Origin of the sequence: Streptomyces sp. NPDC050416, from assembly GCF_044458845.1 — a bacterium.
Classification (GTDB): domain Bacteria; phylum Actinomycetota; class Actinomycetes; order Streptomycetales; family Streptomycetaceae; genus Streptomyces.
In genome coordinates, this window is the sequence record NZ_JBITII010000001.1 from 490,621 (window position 1) to 508,531 (window position 17,911).

The 17,911-nt window shown below is 73.7% G+C and carries 12 protein-coding genes and 1 tRNA gene; 8 read left to right on the plus strand and 5 right to left on the minus strand.

The window, feature by feature from the left end; all coding sequences use genetic code 11:
- Positions 1 to 34 precede the first annotated feature (34 nt).
- The 5 genes from ACIBL4_RS02235 (at position 35) to ACIBL4_RS02255 (ending at position 7,194) form a co-directional block, all read left to right on the plus strand.
- Complete coding sequence (locus ACIBL4_RS02235) at positions 35 to 1,120, plus strand: M12 family metallopeptidase (RefSeq protein ID WP_399405611.1); 1,086 nt, start codon at positions 35 to 37, stop codon at positions 1,118 to 1,120.
- Positions 1,121 to 1,606: 486 nt separating this feature from the next.
- Positions 1,607 to 2,860 carry a hypothetical protein gene (locus ACIBL4_RS02240; protein WP_399405613.1) on the plus strand — a complete coding sequence of 418 codons (1,254 nt, stop codon included), beginning with the start codon at positions 1,607 to 1,609 and terminating at the stop codon, positions 2,858 to 2,860.
- Positions 2,861 to 2,915: 55 nt separating this feature from the next.
- Positions 2,916 to 3,791, plus strand: a complete 876-nt coding sequence (locus ACIBL4_RS02245) for a hypothetical protein (RefSeq protein ID WP_399405615.1) — start codon at positions 2,916 to 2,918, stop codon at positions 3,789 to 3,791.
- Positions 3,788 to 4,870, plus strand: a complete 1,083-nt coding sequence (locus ACIBL4_RS02250; RefSeq protein WP_399405617.1) for a hypothetical protein — start codon at positions 3,788 to 3,790, stop codon at positions 4,868 to 4,870. Before ACIBL4_RS02245 ends, ACIBL4_RS02250 begins: the two co-directional genes overlap by 4 nt.
- Before the next feature lie 53 nt (positions 4,871 to 4,923).
- Positions 4,924 to 7,194 carry a hypothetical protein gene (locus ACIBL4_RS02255; protein WP_399405619.1) on the plus strand — a complete coding sequence of 757 codons (2,271 nt, stop codon included), beginning with the start codon at positions 4,924 to 4,926 and terminating at the stop codon, positions 7,192 to 7,194.
- Here the strand turns inward: ACIBL4_RS02255 and ACIBL4_RS02260 are convergent.
- The 3 genes from ACIBL4_RS02260 to fxsA all read right to left on the minus strand — a co-directional run bounded on the left by ACIBL4_RS02260 (position 7,172) and on the right by fxsA (position 12,187).
- Entirely contained in the window at positions 7,172 to 8,044 is an 873-nt protein-coding gene (locus tag ACIBL4_RS02260; RefSeq protein ID WP_399405621.1) for a hypothetical protein, read from the minus strand. The genes ACIBL4_RS02255 and ACIBL4_RS02260 overlap by 23 nt on opposite strands.
- Before the next feature lie 198 nt (positions 8,045 to 8,242).
- Positions 8,243 to 11,869 (minus strand): FxSxx-COOH system tetratricopeptide repeat protein, encoded by a 3,627-nt coding sequence (gene fxsT, locus ACIBL4_RS02265; protein WP_399405623.1) that lies wholly within the window; start codon positions 11,867 to 11,869, stop codon positions 8,243 to 8,245.
- 123 nt (positions 11,870 to 11,992) lie between these two features.
- Positions 11,993 to 12,187, minus strand: a complete 195-nt coding sequence (gene fxsA, locus ACIBL4_RS02270; RefSeq protein ID WP_399405625.1) for an FxSxx-COOH cyclophane-containing RiPP peptide — start codon at positions 12,185 to 12,187, stop codon at positions 11,993 to 11,995.
- Between the two features lie 259 nt (positions 12,188 to 12,446).
- Between fxsA and ACIBL4_RS02275 the strand changes: the two genes are divergently transcribed.
- Positions 12,447 to 13,667, plus strand: a complete 1,221-nt coding sequence (locus tag ACIBL4_RS02275; protein ID WP_399405627.1) for an FxsB family cyclophane-forming radical SAM/SPASM peptide maturase — start codon at positions 12,447 to 12,449, stop codon at positions 13,665 to 13,667.
- Complete coding sequence (locus ACIBL4_RS02280) at positions 13,664 to 15,091, plus strand: HEXXH motif domain-containing protein (RefSeq protein ID WP_399405629.1); 1,428 nt, start codon at positions 13,664 to 13,666, stop codon at positions 15,089 to 15,091. Before ACIBL4_RS02275 ends, ACIBL4_RS02280 begins: the two co-directional genes overlap by 4 nt.
- On the opposite strand, the gene ACIBL4_RS02285 is transcribed toward ACIBL4_RS02280, so the two are convergent.
- Positions 15,057 to 15,130: transfer RNA gene (locus ACIBL4_RS02285), tRNA-Pro, on the minus strand. The two genes, ACIBL4_RS02280 and ACIBL4_RS02285, sit on opposite strands and share 35 nt — an antisense overlap.
- A 506-nt stretch (positions 15,131 to 15,636) precedes the next feature.
- Entirely contained in the window at positions 15,637 to 16,635 is a 999-nt protein-coding gene (locus tag ACIBL4_RS02290; protein ID WP_399405631.1) for a LacI family DNA-binding transcriptional regulator, read from the minus strand.
- Positions 16,636 to 16,746: 111 nt separating this feature from the next.
- Here ACIBL4_RS02290 and ACIBL4_RS02295 point away from each other — a divergent pair, with 111 nt between their 5' ends.
- Complete coding sequence (locus tag ACIBL4_RS02295) at positions 16,747 to 17,910, plus strand: Gfo/Idh/MocA family protein (RefSeq protein WP_399405633.1); 1,164 nt, start codon at positions 16,747 to 16,749, stop codon at positions 17,908 to 17,910.
- The last annotated feature ends 1 nt before the right edge of the window (position 17,911 follow it).

Here is a 17,911-nt window from a genome sequence, read left to right on the forward strand (position 1 = left end):
CGCCCGGGACCGGCAGCGGGGCAGGCTGTGGGCCATGACCGCACGCTACTGCTCGCTGGCACCGGCGCCGGCGCCCGCCTTCGCACCGGGGCTGGCGGCCGAGCGGCTGAGCGCGCTCGCGAGCGGGCGGCGGATGTGGGTCAACGGCACGGTCCTGCACTACTGCTTCTTCGACCGTGACACCGACGTGTCCGTCATCCCCGTGCCGGGGACGGGGATGACGCGACGCGTGCCGTGGACCGGGTCCCAGGAGCAGCGGGACGTGGTGCGCGGGTGCTTCGCTCAGTGGCAGGACCTCGGCATCGGCATCACCTTCGCCGAGGTCGACGACCGCTCGGAGGCCGAACTGCGCATCGGGTTCCAGCTCGGCGCCGGCTCCTGGTCGGCGGTGGGCCGGGACGCGCTGCCGGCCGGCCGGCACGAGCGCACCATGAACTTCGGCTGGGACCTGACCGCGCCCGGGGAGCGCGGGACGGCCCTGCACGAGATCGGGCACGCGCTCGGCATGCTGCACGAGCACCAGAGCCCGTTCGCCGGCATCCACTGGGACGACGAGGCCGTGTACGCCGAACTGGCGGGCCCGCCCAACCACTGGAGCCGGGAGACGACGCACTACAACATCCTGCGCAAGCTCGGCACGGACGAGGTCAACGGCCCCGTCTGGGACCCGCATTCGATCATGGAGTATCCGTTCTCGTCGGGGCTGGTCCTGGAACCGGAGCAGTACCGCGCGGGTCTCAACCCGCCCGGCACCCTGTCCGCCGCCGACAAGGAGTTCGTGCTCCGCTGGTATCCGCCGGCGGATCGGCCGGGCCCGCCCGCGCTGGTGCCGTTCCGCTCGGCACCGCTCGGTCTCGGGCCAGGCGAGCAGGCCGACTTCGTCGTCGATCCGCCGGAGACCCGCACGTACACGCTGGGCACCTTCGGCGACGGCGACGCCGTCGTCGTGGTCTTCGAGGAGCGGGACGGGGAACCCCGTTACCTCGCCGGGCAGGACGACGGGGGCACTCCGCACAACGCCACGATCGGCACGCGGCTCGTCAGGGGCCGCCGCTACTTCGTCCGCGTACGCCTGTACTCCGCCTGGGGTTCCGGCGAGACGGCGGTGATGTGCTGGTGACGGCACGGACCCGCCGGGCGGACACCTGAGCCACAGTCCGGCGCCGGGGGAGCGGTCGGGGACGTCACCTCATCGGGGGGGGTGGGTGACGTCCCCGACCACGCCATGCGTCTGCCGCGCCTCCACGCCTGCCGAACCGTCGCGTTCCCGCCCACCGGCGCGTGCGCCGCCATCCGCTCGTTCACGCCGAAGTCCGGCCGGAGCGGGGGGCGCACGGCCGCCTATCGTGATGCCGCCGAGAGCTGCGGGGCGGACGCGGGGCGCACCGGCCGTGGTGCCGTGGACCCACGCCAGGGGTGAAGAGCGTTCAACGGCCGCCGCGGCCGGGCATCGTGCAAGGGAACGGCTGGCAATGGCGTTACGCCGTCCGGATGATGATGCCTACGCTTGATTGCTCTCGCGGTTGCACGTCCGTACCAGAATGCGCACGAGGTGCCGGCGGCCCGACTACGCTCGCGGCGTAACACCGGGGGATGGGGGGAGCCAGTGGAGACGTCCCGACGCAACCGTGCCTGGCGGCCGAGACTGCCGGAGGCGGTTCCGGCCGTTCTGCTCGGCGCGCTCGGCGCCCTGGTCCTCGGGACGGTGATCGGCCTGGCGGCGGATCCGTCGCGCATGGCCGGCACCACCGGATACGTCTTCGCCACCGGACTGCTGCTGGCCGTCGGCCTGTACGGCAGCACGTACGGCATCGACCTCGCCGACCTGCGCCGTGATCTGCGCGGTGTGGTGGCGGCCGTCACCCTGGGGGTCGTCCTCAAGGCGGGGATCATCTCCGGTGTCATGGTGCTGGCCTTCGGCCGCCCGGAGTACCTGATCCTCGGCATCGTCGTCGCGCAGATCGACCCGCTGTCGGTGGCCGCCCTCAGCAGGGACGGGCACATGTCGCAGCGCGCCCGGTCCCTGCTCACCGCGTGGGCCTCCTTCGACGATCCGATGACGGTCCTGCTGACGCTGTACGTCGCCGGATACGCCTACACGGCCGCGGGGCACGCGGGCACGCCCTCGGTGGTGGGCGGCGGCACCCGCGGCTACACCCTCGGACTCGCGCTCAACGCGGTGCTGCTGGCCGGTGCCCTGCTGTTGTGGTGGGCGGGCGGCAGGCTGTGGCCCGCCCGGAAGGAGCTCGACGCCGACGGGACCCGGCGGCCGGCGACGCCGCTCGCCGCCCTGCTGGCCGTGGCCGTGCTCGTGCTCGCCGCCGCGAACATGCTGATGCTCGCCGTGGCCGTCGCCGGTCTGTTCCTGCGGACGAAGGCGTTCACCCGGCCGCTCGCACGGGCGGTCTCCAGTGCCTTCCTGCTCGCCACCGCCCTGCTGGGGTTGTTCGTCGCCCAGGGAGTGTCGCCGGGCCCGGGTGTGCTGCTCGGTGCCACGGCGTTCGCGGCGCAGGCGGTGGTGGCCATGCTGCTGATGCCCCTCTTCGTCCGCGGTCTGTCGGGAAGGGACCGGTTCCTGCTGGGAATCGGCCAGCAGAACGGCCTCACGGCCGTGCTGCTCGCCCTCACCCTCGAACGGGACTTCCCGAAGACGGTCGGCATCGTCGCCCCGGCCGTGGTGACGGTCAATCTGCTGCACTACGGGGCGCAGATCGGGTTCGGGTGCTGGTCGCGTCACCGGTCGCGGAGGAACCGGCAACCCCGGGGCGCCCTGGAGCGTCTCCCCGGACGCCCGGCGGGCGAGGGCGGCGGGCCGCCGGCCCCTCCGGCCACGGCCGACGGACTGCGTTCCTCCGCATAACCGGATGGTGTGCGGCGGCCGGGCGCGGCCGCGGCCAGGGGCACGGGGAGGCCGGATGGGTGAAAGGAGAGGGAGCGGGAGCGGGTGGCGGGCTGTGCTCGGCATCCCGGTCCTCGCCCTGTTACTGCTTGCCGCCACCGGCGGGGCGGCGGTCGCGGACACCGGCAGGAGTGATGTCCGGCTGGTGTACTGCCTGGCCGACGAGCACCGGGGCGAACTCAGGGACGCGGCGCTGCGGCTCGGTGTGGTGCGGCGGCCCGCGGGGACGGGCGGCGGTGTGGATGCCGTCGAGGTTCCCGGGCGCGAGGGCGGCGTGCTGCCGCTGGAGGAGTGGGCCCAGGCGCACCGGGGGGACTTCGAGCGGGTCTGCGACGCAGTGCTGGCCGCCGCGGGCGACCCGCCGGGGGCGTCGGCGGACAAGGGCGGTTCGGGGCAGGGCGGCTTCCTCGACGCGGTGTACCTGCTCGCGGCGGGAGCCGCGCTCACCCTGGTCGGGCAGACGACGGAACGGATCTCGGCGGAGCGGCGGACCCGCAGCCGGCAACTGGTGGCGGCGGTACGGGAATTCCGGAGGATCGCATGGCTGTATCTGGCGGCGTACGAGCAGGATCCCGATGCGGACCACGCCGAGGCGCTACGCGCCAGGGAGGCGCTCTCCGGCCTGCTGGCCCTGGTGCCCGGCCCGGCTCCGCGCAGCGAGGCGGCCCGCCGGCTGGCCGACTCCCTGCCCCTGGCGGAGCCGCTGCCGGGCAGCCGGGACGGGCGGTTCCTGGGACCGCACGAGAGAAAGAGCGAGGCGAGCGCCGTGCGCACCACGGTGGACCGGCAGGCACGGGACGCGGGGGAACTGCTGCGCCCCGCGCCCCTGTGGTGGCTGCGGAGATTACGCGGCAACGGCCGTCCCACAAGCACCGGAGGACCCCACGCATGACCAGCTCCGACTGGGCGAACCCCTACGGAGTGCGCAAACCGTACGGATCGAACGGCATGAACCGTCACGTCGGTCAGAACGGCGCCTCCGCGCTCAGCGCCGACCACCCGCTGGTGCCGTGGAAAGAGCCGGACCATGTGCACCAGTGGGTGGACGTGGACCACTCCCGGGAGGAACTGGACCGCTTCGGCTCGGACTGGCCCGGCCTCGGTGAACTCCTGGACCCGAGCGCTGATCAAGGCCGTGTCGTGATCGTCAGCGGCCCGCCCGGCATGGGCAAGACGACGCTCATCCACCGGTGCATCTACGAGGTGAAACAGCGTGTGGCGGCGACCGCGGCCGCGGCGGGGAACCCGCTCCCCGTGTGCGTGCCGACCGCGGGGCTGGAGAACGACGGCCGCCGGATCAGTATCGACGCGGACGGGTCGTTCGCGCCGACCGAGCGGATCAACGCCCGGATACGCAGAGAACTCGCGAAGAGACTCCGGCTCCATGATTTCCCCGAGTCCCGGGTCAAGGCGATCACCGACGAGGACGATCCGTGGCAGGCCTACAGCGAGATGAGTGATCTGCTGCTCCAGCGCAACGCGCTGCTCTTCGCCGTGATCCCGCACATACGGTGGAACGACGCACACCTCAGGGCGGCGTTCCTGCGCACCTGTCTGAGCAATGCGCACCCGAGGATCGTACTGTTCGTCGAAGTGAGCCAGGGCGCGGCGGAGACGGCGAGGGAAGTGGCCGCCGCCCTCAGCGGATCGGCGGCGGTCACCCATCTCGCGCTGAGCGAGCTGAACAGCGAGGACATCTGGCGGTTCAGCCGCAGCGCCCGGCCGGGCCACGGCGGGCCGCATGCCCTGGTCGAGCCGGACAGGAGCTCTCTGGTGGCAGCGCACGACGAATGGAAGCCCCGCGACGTACGCGAACTGCGGAAGGTCTTCCACTCGGCGGCGGACGCCCTGCGCTGCGCACCGCACCCCTGGCCGATCGACGCCGACGCGCTCAGACCCTACTGGGAGCGGCGGCGGGCGAGCCGCGACGCCCTGCTCCGCGATCCGATCCGGCCCCGCCCCGGCGGCTGACGCCCGCCACGCCACCCCGACCGCGCCTGACAGGACCCGCAAGGAGTGCCATCGTGGCCGCAAACAACGCAGACACCTGGTACAGCAACCCTTTCCCCCTGGTGCCGGTCGTGCGGCTCGGCCCCTCGGCCGATCTCGGTGACGCCCCGGTCGAGGCCGCGGACTCGGGCAACGCCCATGTGCCCACCAAGATCCTGCGGGAGCTCCAGGACCTGGTGCGCGACTACCTCCGTGACCAGCCCCGGGGCGGTCGGCGCGGGCGGGCCATCGCCGTGGTGGGTGAGTTCGGCCTCGGCAAGAGCCACGCGGCCCGGGAGGTGTGCAACGGTCTGGCCCGCCCGGACGGCCCGGCCATGTGGATCGTCGACGAACCGGCGCAGGACTTCGGCCGTATGTACCGCGACCGGCTGCGCGGCCCCGCCGACACCCCGGAGGGCCGGGCCGCGTTCGAGGAACTCGTCCGGGACTACTACGCCTACGTGACGGCGGTCCGGGTCGGCGAGCAGAGCTCCGGCCCGCGGCCCGGCCGGGCGGACGACGTGCCGCTCGACGACATCGCCCTCGACGACATCGCCACCGGGCTGCGCGACCGCGTACTCGACCCGGACAAGGTGGTCTCGGCCCTGCGCTACGACCCCGAGGTGCTGCACGCCGATCTGCGGGTCACCCTCGGCGAGGTGACGGAGCACCGGCGGTTCGCCACCGCGCTCGCCCTGCTCCAGGACCCGCGGTTCACCTCGATGGTGTGGGCGTGGCTGACCGGTGACGAGCCGGCGCAGCAGCTGAAGGAACGCGGCATCAAGGACGCCGTCACGGGCATCGACCCGGTCTTCGACGCGCTGGCCGTCCAGGGCTTCCTGCACGGCAGGGTCGGCAAGCCGTACGTCCTGCTGATCGACTCGCTGGAGAAGGTGCTGGACTGGCCGGAGGAGTCCCGGCGCACGTTCGTCGACGCCTTCGAGCGTCTGGTCAACGTCTATGTGAGCCGGGGCGGTCTGCTGGTGTTCTGCACCTCGCCGCGCGGGCTCAACGCGTTCCGTCCGAGCCTGCACGAGCGCGTGGTGCAGCTGTGGCCGACCCGCTTCAGTGCGGAACTCACCGCCGAACTCGTCGCCGAGTACGTCGGTTCCGGGCCCCGTCCCGCCGCTGCCGAGGGCACGGACGCGGTCGAGCGGTGGCCCGCGCCGTTCGGTGCCGAGTCGGTGGCGATCCTTCAGGAACTCGCCGGCGGGGTGCCCCGCGAGATCCTCAAGACCTGCCATCACGCCTGGCAGTTGAGCGAGGACGGCGAGGGCGCGGTCCGGGAGGTGACCGCCGCGACCGTGCTGAGGGCCGTACGCGGGCTGCACGACAACGTGTCCGAGGACCAGGTGCTCTCCACGGTCCACGACGCGCTGGCCCTCGGGCAGTGGCGCATCGCGTCGCGCGACCCGGTTCCGGCGCGGGCGTCGTCCGACGACGGATCGCTGGTGGTGGCGTACTGGCTGGAGCCCGTCCCGAACGCCTACATCGCGATCGTGGTCACCGGTTCGGTGCTCGTCGCGGACGACCAGGAACGCATCACCGCGCGGGTCCGGGCGCTGCGCGGCGCGCTGCATCCGGCCCAGGCCGAGGTGCTGCTGGTGGTCAACGGCCATGTGTCGCGGACCATGCGGGACCGGCTGGCGCGCTCGCTCGGCTCGCAGCCCCTGCTGTACCGCCCGGGCGACTTCCCGAGGGCGGTGAACGAGGCTCTGGACCGGCTGCGCTCCCGCCTCACGGAGCTTCGTCAGGAGGCCGATCTCGCGGAACTGACCAGCGAGTTGCGCGGTGCGCTCGGCGAGCACAGCGCCCAACTCGGCCAGCTGCGCCGGACGGTGAGCGATCTGGCCCGGCGCGATCTGGTCGCGGTGGCGCCCGGCCCGGCGCGCTCGGCGCTGCCGGAGCCCGTCGAGGGCCGGTTCGAGGAGGTGTTCACGCTGCTCGACGCGGCCGTGGAGCGACTGGCCGGCCACCCGGCCGACGACGGCGAGGGTCCGCTGCCGCGGGCGGGGCGATCGGATCTCACGGCGCTGGGGTGCGCCACCCTGGTCCGGCAGCTGACGGAGCGGTTCCGTACGGGCGCCGACTCCTGGTTCCGCTCGGCCGCGCCCGGCGCGCCGACCGAGGAGCAGTGGGCGCGGCTGCGCCGGGTCTGCCGGGAGTACGAGACGGCGGTGGAGGTGCTGCCCGTGCAGTCCCTCGGCAGCCCCGGCCCCGCGCACCGGCCCACGGCGGCGCGCGCCGTGGAGGCGCTCGCCGACGAGGTGTGGGGCGCGCTGGTCAGTGCCGTTCGGGCGCCGTGACCTCGCGCAGCGCGCCCGCCAGGTCGTGCAGCCGGCTCTCCGCGTGGCCGACCTGCCGCTGGTCCAGCGTCACCCCGAGGAGGTAGTCCCGCGGCGACAGCCAGGTCACGAACACGGCACCCTCCTGGACGTCCAGGACCAGGCGGTCGGCGGGCGGCTGCACCACCAGCCGCAGGGCGTCGGTGAGCCGGGCGAGATGGCCGCGCAGGTTCTGGGCGAGGTCGCGGTAGGCGGTACGGCGTGAGCGCACGCTGACGTCGAGGAAGCGGGGTCCGAGCTCTGGGTTCTCGAAGACGTCGCCCGCGCAGACGAGTTTCCAGTCCCGGTAGAAGGCGGCGTACTGCAGGTCGAGGGTGTTGACGTGGCCGCCCCACAGGGCCCGCAGCCGCATCTCGGACAGTGCGTCGTGTCCGGCCGTCGCCGTCCCGAAGTCGATGCGCAGCCGCTCCTTGTGTTCCGGCAGCAGTTCCGCCGGGCCCGTCAGACCGCCGGGCAGTTCGTCGGGAAGGGAGAGCACCTGGGTGCGGATGGCGGAGACGAGGCGGTTCATGGCCGCGTCCGTGGCGGGCATCCCGCCGGGCCTGTCGGTGAGGGCGGACAGGTACTCCCCCGTCTTGACGCGACCGCCCCACAGACCGCCGCGCGCGTTGGCGAGCACGACGCGCATCAGCTCGCCCGTGCCCAGCGGCCGCATCAGGGCGTTCAGGTCCTGGGTGCACAGCAGCAGCCGGCTGCCGGGCAGGGACTCGTTCGCGATGTCCTCGCCCTGCTCGGTGACCAGGCTGCTCAGCGGAGGGCAGTCGCCCCTGCGGACGACGAAGTCGATGATGCCGTTGCTGTAGTGGGACACCGACCTGAGGGCGGGGACGCCGGCGAAGGCCCCTTGGCACAGCTCTGTTATTCGGCCGTGGACCTCCGGGGACCAGTGGGACTCGGTGAAGAGCTCGGTCTCCGGGTGCGGGGCTGCTGCCACGTACGCTCACCTTCCGTCGTGGAACCGTCGCCGGGCGACGGCACCGGGACTCGGTCTTTTGCCCTCAAGTCGCGGCTAGATTCCGGGCAGTTCCAGGTCGATGTCGAAGTCCCTGGCCGGTGGGGTGGATGCGGTGGTCCGGGAGGTGAGCCAGGTGTGGTGGGCACTCACCCGCCGCCCGTCGGGCCGATGCCCCATGTCCAGGTCCCGCAAACGGCGCAGGGCGCGCTCGGCGAGTGCGACGGCCTCCTCGGTCCGCCCGGCCGCGGCCAGGGTGGCCGCGAGGGAGTTCTCCGCGGCCGACACCCAGGCGTGGCTGTCGCCCAGCCGGTCCTCCAGGAGGTTGAGCGCGGCCCTGCCGGTGGCCTCGGCCTCCTCGACGGCGCCCGTGGCCCGCAGGTACACCGCGTGCCGGATCCCGGCCAGTGCGGCGTAGGGGTGCCAGGCGCCGAGCGTGCTCTGCAGGGCGCGGCTGCACTGGCGGGCCTCGTGTTCGGCCTCGTCGTGCTTGCCGAGCGCGTGCAGGTCGGCCGCCAGGCTGAAGCGGCAGCGCACGGTGTCGAGGTGCTCGGCGCCGAACCGGCCGGTGGACTCGGCGAGCACCCGCCGGTCGCGCTCCAGGGCCTTCTCGTAGCCGTAGACGGTCTCGTGCGAGCGGGCGGAGTTGTAGGTGATGCGCCGTTCGCTGATGGCGAGGCCCCGTTCGATGCCCAGCCGGGTGCCGGTCTCGATGTCGCCGTGCCGGTGCAGCCACTGCCGCAGCAGGTCCTGGGACTCCGCGTCACGGCCCAGCGTCCGGTAGACGTAGGCGAGCAGGTCGGCGAACCGCCAGACGGCCGGCTCGTCCTCGCCGCCGAGGGCCTGGCGGTAGCGGAACCGGGCCAGGAGCCGGGCCAGTGCGTCGGGTGCCCGGCCGCTCAGCGCTTCCGTGAACGCGAGGTTGTGCTCGGCCTGTACGGTCGCGCTGTGCTGCGGGCCGAGCAGCAGCGTCAAGCCCTCCAGCACGGGCCGGGCCTGGAACAGCGCGTCGGAGAACCTGCCGAGGGAGCGCAGGACGGCGCCGTAGGAGTCGGCGGACAGCAGCGTTCTCGGGTGCAGCGGGCCCAGCAGCCGGCGGTGGCCGCGCAGGGCCTGTTCGGCGAGTTGGCGGGCCTGCTCGTAGGAGCCGTCGAGGCGGTGGGCGCGGGCCGTGAGGTTGAGCAGGCGCAGGTACTCCGGTGACGGGTCGTCGCCCTCCGGGGACCAGGCCCGCTGCGCGCGCTCGGAGATGTCGAGCATGCGGGCCCGGTCGGCGGTCTCGCCGCGCTGGCTCAGGGCGTTGAGGTGGCGCAGCAGGGACCGCCGGACGCGGGGCCGGTGGTCCTCCCACAGCCGCAGGGAGTACACCTCGCGCGCCCAGTCGGCGGGCAGGTCACGGTTCTCGTCCGGTGTGTACTCGGCGAGGGTGCCGCGCAGCACGTGCTCGATGTGGGCGCGCTCTGCCGGGTCCATGCCGGCGCGGACGGCGTCCCGTACGGCGTGGTGCTGTCCGAGGGGCTGCTCGGTGCGGTCGAAGTCGACGTCCAGGAGCCCGACCCGGGACAGGGCCCACAGGGCGACGCTCACCATGTGCTCGTCGGGCAGCCGGGTGTCGGCCGGGTTCCGGGGCGCGCCCTGGTTCCGGGCCCTCGTACCGTCGTGGGCCAGTTCCGCGAGGATGCGTCTCGACCGCAGGAGTTCCAGCCCCATGCCGCGCCCGGTGAGCAGGGACGCCGCGTTCAGCAGCCAGCCGAGGGCGTCGCTGGTGCGGCTCTCGGCGCGCCAGGCCGCGGCGCCGGGGGTGTGCAGCACCGTCTGCCGGGCCACCCTCACCATGACCGTCACGGGCGGGGCCGCGCTCTCCTGTTCGAGCAGGGCCTGCTGAGCGGTGCGGTACTCGGCGAGGAGATGGGCGACGGCCGCACGGGCGGCGGCCCTCTCGCTCATGCTGTCGTCGCGCCGGTGCGCCGCGGCGCGCTCGGCGAGGCAGAGGGCGGCGATGCGCACGGCGAGCGGGACGAAGCCCACGACCTGTCCGACATGCTCGGCCTGGTCCTCGTCGATCTCCGGGAGCTGCTCCGCCAGGACGGCCCGGCATTCGCCGGCGGACAAGGGCGGCAGGGCGAAGGCCGCCATGCCGTCCGTGGCCGGGGCGGTGCGGCTGGTGATCAGTACGTGCCCGCGGGCGTGCGGGGTGGGCAGCAACTCCCGCAGCCCGTCGGGGCTTTCGGCTCCGTCGTAGACGAGCAGCCAGCTCTGGGTGTCGGTGCGGGAGAGGTGCTCGAACAGCTCCGGGGAGGCGCCGTCGCCCGTCGTGACCAGCTCCAGCCGGCCGGCGAGCCGGTTCAGGCCGCGGCGGGCGCGCGGGATCTCCCAGGAGCGCACCCACCAGACGACGTCGTAGGCGGAGCCGAAACGGTGGCACAGCTCCCGGACGGTCTCGCTCTTGCCCCAGCCGCTCGCGGCGTGCACGACCAGCGGGGTGCGGTCCCGGCCGGCCGTGTGCAGTTCCTCCAGGAGAGTGCCGAGGACGTCGTCCCGGCCGACGAAACCGCTGTAGCGGGGGGCCACGTTGGTCACGGCGGGCAGGCGCGGGAACCGTGGGCCGGGGTGGCCGTCCGCCGGGGGCGGGGTGCCGAGGCCGAGTCCGGACCACAGCCGCCGCACGGCCTCGTCCTCGTCGGTCCCGCGCAGGTCGATGCGCTCGTGGTGGGCGGCCCCCGGGTCCGGGAAGGGCTCGTCGGCCAGCACGATCCGGACGTCGGGGTGGGACAGCGCCGCGAGCTGCGCCAGCGCGGCGTGGTCCATGTCCGCCGGGGAGAGGAACAGCAGGGCCGTGCCGGGAGCCGGCCGGTCGCCGGAGTAGGCGTCCTGGGCGCGCAGTTCGGTGCGGATGCCGCCGCGCCGGAACTGGTCCTCCAGCCAGGCGGCCCAGGGGGCGTGCCGCTGGGAGTGGACGATGGTGACCCGGCTGAGCGGCACCGGCCGCCGGTTGCGCAGCCAGTCGGCGAGCCGCTCGTAGTAGGGGCGCAGCCCGGTCACGGAGCCTTCCGGCTCGCTCTCCACGGCGAGCTGCCGGGTGTCCAGATAGAGCGGGTTGTACGGGATCTCCAGGAAGGCGAGCTCGGCCGTGCCGGAGGTGCGCGTGAGGGGGCCGAACTTGCGCCGCACCCGTTCGCGGGCGCCGCGGAGCCGGTCGTGCGACTCGACGTTGCTTTTCAGGCCGAGTGCCATGAGGCGTACGGGCCGGCCGGAGCGGCCGGCGCTCATCTGCTCGGCCAGGGCGGCGGCGCCGTCGATGGACCAAGCCGTCATGGCGAAGCAGAGCACCAGCGAGTCGGCCAGCGAGCCGAGCCTGCCCTCGGGGGGTGCGCTGGGCGCGTCGGGTAGCGGCGCCTCGACGAGGACGTGGTCGTAGCGCAGTGCGGCGGCGTCCGAGGCGAGGGCGAGGAGGGACGCCGCGTCCGGGCGTGCCACGAGGGCGATCCGCCCGGGCTCGGGCTCGGGCGTCGGTGTCCCCTCCGGTGTGCCCGTCGCACGGCCGTCCACGCTCAGGACACTGCGGTTGCCCGCGGCCAGCAGGTCGGCGACATTGCGCACGGTCGTGCTGACGCCGAGGTTCTCCGCGGTGGAGCAGAAGAGGGCGAACCGTCCCGGGCGGTCGGCTGCGTGGGTGTCGGGCATGGCCACTCCGCTTCGACGGCAGGTGCTGGACGGTGGGGCACGACAGTCAGGGACGGTCAGTATAGGGCGGGTTGCCCCTGATCAGGCGGTTTCGCGCTGGCGGGTGTCCGCACGCGGCGCCGGTCACTGACTCTCGCTGAACCCGGTGACGAAGGGGTCGCCCGGGGTGCGGCCCGTCCGGAGCCGGCGCAGGGTCTCCCCGAGCACCGAGGGCGGCAGCGCGGCGACGTCGTCCAGCGGCACGTCGGTGAGGTCGAGCACGACGGACTCCAGGGTCGCCTCGCCCTGCTCGGCACCCGCTTCCTCGACCTCTGCCATGGCCCATCCTCCGCGGTGCCCGACGGACCGCCGTAGGCGGCGGCCTCGCACGCCTGCGCGTCCCTGTCCGGGGACGTCGTATCCAGTGTTGACGTCCCCACGGGGCGGCCCGGGAAAACGGCTACTTTCGGGCGGGGGGCGGCCCGGACGACGGAATCTCGATGTTGACGGTCTGTCACCGGCGCCGAATACTGAGCCCAATGGCGTGGGCCGGCCGGACGGGCACCGGGCCGGTCGGCATGCGAACCGGGGGGTACGTATGAATCGACTGCGCCATGCGGAGCCACCGTGGCCGGTCGCGGCCGATGTCGCGGCGCGGGAAGCGGCCGGATGGACGCCCAGTCCGTTCCACTCCTTCGTGCTGAAGGTGCACAGCCGCTGCGACCTCGCCTGCCGGTACTGCTACATGTACCGCTCGCACGACAGCAGTTGGCGCGAACAGCCGCGCACCATGGCGCCCGGGACGCTGGACCGCACGGCCGAGCGCATCGCCGAGCACCTGGCGGCGCACGGGGTGCGCGAGGCCGGAGTGGTGCTGCACGGGGGCGAGCCGCTGCTCGCCGGGGAGGCCGCCGTCGGCCGGGCCGTCTCGGTCCTGCGCGCAGCGGCCGGTCCGGGCGTACGGCTGCACCTCGCGCTTCAGACCAACGGCGTACGGCTGACCGAACGCTGGCTCGACCTGTGCGCCGCGCACGGCATCCGGATCTCGGTCAGCCTGGACGGCGACCGTGCCGCGCACGACCGCAACCGCCGGGGCGCCGACGGGCGCGGCAGCCATGCCCGGGTCGCCGCCGCCCTGCACCGGCTGGCCGACGGGCCCCATCGCGAGCTGTTCGCGGGCCTGTTGTGCACCATCGACCTCGGCAACGACCCGGTGCGCTGCTACGAGCACCTGCTGACGTACCGCCCGCCCGCGGTGGACTTCCTGCTGCCGCAGGGCAACTGGCACACTCCCCCGCCCGGACTGCCGGGCACACCGTACGCGGACTGGCTGTGGCGGGTGTTCGAGCGGTGGTACGGGGCCCCGCGGCGGGAGACCCGGGTGCGGCTGCTCGAGGACATGATGACGCTGCTGCTCGGCGGCGCCCCGGAGACGGAGGCGCTGGGCCTTGCGCCCGTGCGGTACGCCGTGGTGGAGACGGACGGCGCGCTCGCCCAGGACGACACGCTGCGCACCGCCTATCACGGCGCCGCGCGGACCGGCCTCCATGTCGAGCGTGACTCCTTCGACGCGCTGCTGCGCCATCCGGGCGTCGCGGCCCGGCAGTGGGGCGCCGAGGGTCTGTCCGCGCAGTGCCGGGACTGCCGGCTGCTGCGGGTGTGCGGCGGCGGCCACTACGCCAACCGCTACCGGCCCGCCACCGGGTTCGCCAACCCCAGCGTCTACTGCGCCGACCTGGCCGCTCTCATCGTGCGGGTCAGGGAGCGGCTCTCCGGGGACCTGGAACGGCTGCGCAGCGCCCCGGCGGAAGCGGCATGAGGCCCGTGCCGATCCGTGTGCCCGGCAGGCTCTTCACCGCACTCGCGACGGGCGGCGGCGGGGCCGAGGCCATGGACCTGCTCGCCCGCGCCGAGTACAGCCGCCGCCTGGCCTGCGCGCACGCGGTCACGGAGGCCGCCCGTGAGATCGGCGGCGGTGTGGCCGAGGCGGCCGGGCAGGCCTGGGAGCTCCTCGCGGCCGCCCATCGGGCCGATCCCGGGGCGGTGTCGGCGGTCCTCACCCATCCGTCGACGGGCACAGCGCTGACCGGCCTGCTGGCCCGGCTGGACCGTGTCGTCGAGGGCGGGTCCGGGGAGGTGGGTGAGCCGCCGGTCCACTGGTTCAGCTCCCTCGCCGCGGCGGCGGCGGTCCGCGCGGGCGTGTCCGCACGGGTGCTGTGGCCCCTGACGACGGACCAGGTCTTCCTGCCCTCGCTCGGCGGCGCCCGCTTCTCCGGTGCCGGGCCCGGTGACGTGGCCGAGGTGGAGATCGATGCCGCCGGTGGCGCCCGGGTCGACGTGGGACGGGGCTCCGCTCCCGGCCCTGTGCCCGTGCCGAAGGTGCCGTACGCGCCGTCGGGACGGTGGCGGGCGGCGCACCGGCTCGTCGTGCTGGACACCGGCGCGTCCCTGCTCCTGGACGATGTGGACCCGCTGCGCTTCCCCGGCGTGCCCGAGCGGCCGCTGGGCCTGACGGCGGACGATCTGCGCTGGTGGGAGGCCACGGCCCGGGAGGCCTGCCGGCTGCTGCGGAACCACCATCCGGGGGCGTTCGCCGAACTCGCCGCCGGTACGCGCACCTTGGTGCCCCTCGGCCCCACGGGCAGCTTCAGCGGCAGCAGCGCGGAGGCGTTCGGCTCGATGGCGCTGTCCCGGCCGCGCACCGGCCGCGCTCTCGCCCTGTCCCTCGCCCACGAGTTGCAGCACAGCAAGTTCGCCGCGGTCCTGCACCTCTTCGACCTGTTCGAGCCCGGCGGCGAGGAACGGTACTACGCGCCCTGGCGCCCGGACCCCCGGCCCCTGATCGGGCTGTTCCACGGGGCGTACGCGCACCTCGGGGTGGCACAGTTCTGGAACCGGCACCGGGCCGTGGAACAGGACCCCGAGGAACTCGCCCGGGCGCACGCCCAGTTCGCCCGCTGGCGCGCGGGCGCCCGGGAGGCCACGGAGGTCCTGCTGTCCTCGGGCCGCCTCACGGCACTGGGGCAGCACTTCGCGGAGACGATGCTGCGCACGCTGGACGCGCTGTGCCGGCTCCCGGTCCCCGCCGAGGCCGGCCGCCGGGGTCTGGCCCTGGCCGCCGAGCACCGGGTGGAATGGGTGCGCAGGAACGGCCGAGAGGCCGCGCCGGAAAGCTCCCGGTACAGCCTCTCGTCTGCTGCTTCACACGTCGGGACGACAGGATTTGAACCTGCGACCCCTTGACCCCCAGTCAAGTGCGCTACCAAGCTGCGCCACGTCCCGATGCGGCTCGCGCGGGGTGAACCGCGTGATCGCGCAGGTCAACCCTACCGCATCCGCACCCCTGGCCCTCGTGGGCGTCAGCCGGGGTGTGACCGGTGCAGTGCGGCGGGAGGTTCGCGTACGCGCCGAGGGGACTCTCGCCCGGCTCCAGGACGGCCTCGTCGCGTGCCCCGCGCCTGCGCCCGAGATGCGCCCCGGTCAAGCCGGCGAGGCCCGCCGTCGAGACGGCGACGGCGAGGACGGCCCACCAGGGCAGTTCCGCCTTGGTCGCGTGTCCGGCGCAGGCCGCCAGGGCGAGGAGCCCCGTGACGGCACCTCAGGCCGTTTCGGCTCGTCGGACACGCCGGTCCCGCGCGTCATCCACCCGTTGCTCCCCCTTCACCCTCGGATGCCCACGAGCCTCAACCCGTGCGCATATGCCGCAAACAATACGCTAAGTCGACGGGTGCACCCGACCAGGGCATAGAGGTCGAGACGGACACTATGGTCCGATCCGGTGCGGGCCTCTAGGACGGTCGGCCCGTCGTCCCCCGGATCTCCAGCGTCGGCGCCGCCAGATGGATCCGCCCCTCTCCCCCGGGCCGCTCGAAGCGGTCGAGGAGGAAGCGGGCGGCGCGGCGGCCGACCTCGTGGCCGGCGTTGTCGACGGTGGTGAGCCACAGGTGGCGCAGCCGGGAGATGCTCGTGTTGTCGTAGCCGACGACGGACACGTCGCGCGGGACGCGCAGGCCCAGTTCCTCCGCCGCCGAGAGGGCGCCCACGCAGGTGATGTCATTGACGGCGAAGACGGCGGTGGGGCGGTCGGGCCGGCTGAGGAGGCGGACGGTGGCGCGGTAGCCGCTCTCCTCGGTCATGTCGCCGGTCTCGACGACGGCCCGGTCGGTCAGGCCGTGCGCCCGCATCGTCGCCTCGAAGCTGCGGCGGCGCAGTTCACCGACGGCTCCGTAACCCGCGAGGTGCGCGATGCGGCGGTGGCCGAGGCCGATGAGGTGCTCGGTGACCAGCCGGGCGCCCTGCTCGTCGTCGCCGGCGACCTGGTCCACCCCGGGGGGCACGGGCTCGCGGGCGCCCGCCAGGACGACCGGCATCCGCTCGGCGACCGCACCAAGGGCCGCCGGGTCGGGCAGGGTGCCGACCACGACCAGGCCGTCGACGCGGAGGTCGAGGAGCGGGTCGGCCGGGTCCTGGCCGGTGCGGCGGTTGAGGCGGGCGTCGGCGAGCAGCATCTGCAGGCCGTTGGCGTGCAGGAGCGAGTTGAGGCCGTCGAGGAGGTCGACGAACCAGGGGTTGCGCAGGTCGTTCAGGAGGACGCCGACCGTGCGGGTGCGCCGCTCGCTGAGGCTGCGCGCGGCGGCGTTGGGCCGGTAGCCGAGCTCCTGGGCGGCGCGCAGGACGGCTTCGCGCTTCTCGGGGCGTACCTGGTCGGAGCCGCGCAGCACCAGGGAGACCAGCGACTTGGAGACGCCGGCCCGTTCGGCAACGTCGCGGATCGTCGGCGCTCTCATGACATGGACCGTTCCATGCGGGTCGTGACCTTGTCAAAGGGTTGACAGCGACGGGAAGCCGCACCCAGGGTGGGCTGGACAGGTTGTGGAACGGTCCAAAGAGGGGCTCTCATGGTGGACACGCTCGGCGTCGCCGTCATCGGTTTCGGCTGGATGGGGCGGGTGCACACCCAGGCGTACGCGCGCGTGCGGCACCACTATCCGCATCTGCGCCTCGTTCCGGAGCTGGTCACGGTCGCCGAGGAGGTGCCGGACCGGGCCGAGGAGGCCGCCGGGCAGTTCGGGTTCGCCTCGACGACCCGTGACTGGCGTGACGTGGCCGCCGATCCCCGGGTGCAGGCCGTCAGCATCACCGCGCCGAACTTCCTGCACCGCGAGATCGGCGTCGCCATGGCCGAGGCGGGCAAGCACATCTGGGTCGAGAAGCCGGTCGGGCTGACCACCGAGGACGCCCGCGCGGTGGCGGACGCGGTGGCCGCGGCGGGTGTGCAGGGCACCGTCGGCTTCAACTACCGCAACGCGCCCGCCGTCGAGGCGGCCCGCGAGCTGATCGCCTCGGGCGAGATCGGCACGGTCACGCATGTCCGCATCCGGCTGTTCAGCGACTACGCGGCCCATCCCGAGGGCGCGCTGACCTGGCGGTACGAGCGGGAGCGGGGCGGCAGCGGCGTGCTGGGCGACCTGGCCTCGCACGGCGCGGACCTGGCCCGTCATCTGCTGGGCGACATCGCGTCTCTGACGGCCGACACGGCGATCTTCCTGCCGGAGCGGGCCCGCCCGACCGGGGCGACGGCGGGTCACAGCCGCGCCTCGGGCGGTGAACTCGGCCCGGTGGAGAACGAGGACTACGTCAGCTGTCTGCTGCGCTTCGCCTCCGGGGCGCGCGGTGTGCTGGAGGCCTGCCGGGTCTCGGTCGGCGAGCAGAACAACTACGGCTTCGAGGTGCACGGCACCAAGGGCGCGGTGTTCTGGGACTTCCGCCGCATGAACGAGCTGGGGATCAGCCGCGGGACGACGTACCAGGACCAGGCCGTGACGACGGTGTACGTCGGCCCGGGCCATGGCGAGTTCGCCGCGTTCCAGCCCGGCGCGGCGAACGCCATGGGGTACGACGACCTGAAGGTCATCGAGGCGTACCGCTTCCTGCGTTCGATCGCCGAGGGTGCCCCGCACGGGGCCACGCTCACGGACGCCGTGCAGAGCGCGGCCGTCCTGGACGCCGTGTCACGGTCGGCGGCGAGCGGGGCCTGGGTGGCCGTGGACGCGCGGCGGTGAC

What these genes read in the sequence shown, in the direction of transcription:
- ACIBL4_RS02250 (WP_399405617.1), top strand. Translation starts at nt 3,788, where the DNA reads ATGACCAGCTCCGACTGGGCGAACCCCTACGGAGTGCGCAAACCGTAC.
- ACIBL4_RS02235 (WP_399405611.1), top strand. Translation starts at nt 35, where the DNA reads ATGACCGCACGCTACTGCTCGCTGGCACCGGCGCCGGCGCCCGCCTTC.
- fxsA (WP_399405625.1), bottom strand. Translation starts at nt 12,187, where the DNA reads ATGGCAGAGGTCGAGGAAGCGGGTGCCGAGCAGGGCGAGGCGACCCTG.
- ACIBL4_RS02275 (WP_399405627.1), top strand. Translation starts at nt 12,447, where the DNA reads ATGAATCGACTGCGCCATGCGGAGCCACCGTGGCCGGTCGCGGCCGAT.
- ACIBL4_RS02290 (WP_399405631.1), bottom strand. Translation starts at nt 16,635, where the DNA reads ATGAGAGCGCCGACGATCCGCGACGTTGCCGAACGGGCCGGCGTCTCC.
- ACIBL4_RS02295 (WP_399405633.1), top strand. Translation starts at nt 16,747, where the DNA reads ATGGTGGACACGCTCGGCGTCGCCGTCATCGGTTTCGGCTGGATGGGG.
- ACIBL4_RS02280 (WP_399405629.1), top strand. Translation starts at nt 13,664, where the DNA reads ATGAGGCCCGTGCCGATCCGTGTGCCCGGCAGGCTCTTCACCGCACTC.
- fxsT (WP_399405623.1), bottom strand. Translation starts at nt 11,869, where the DNA reads ATGCCCGACACCCACGCAGCCGACCGCCCGGGACGGTTCGCCCTCTTC.
- ACIBL4_RS02245 (WP_399405615.1), top strand. Translation starts at nt 2,916, where the DNA reads ATGGGTGAAAGGAGAGGGAGCGGGAGCGGGTGGCGGGCTGTGCTCGGC.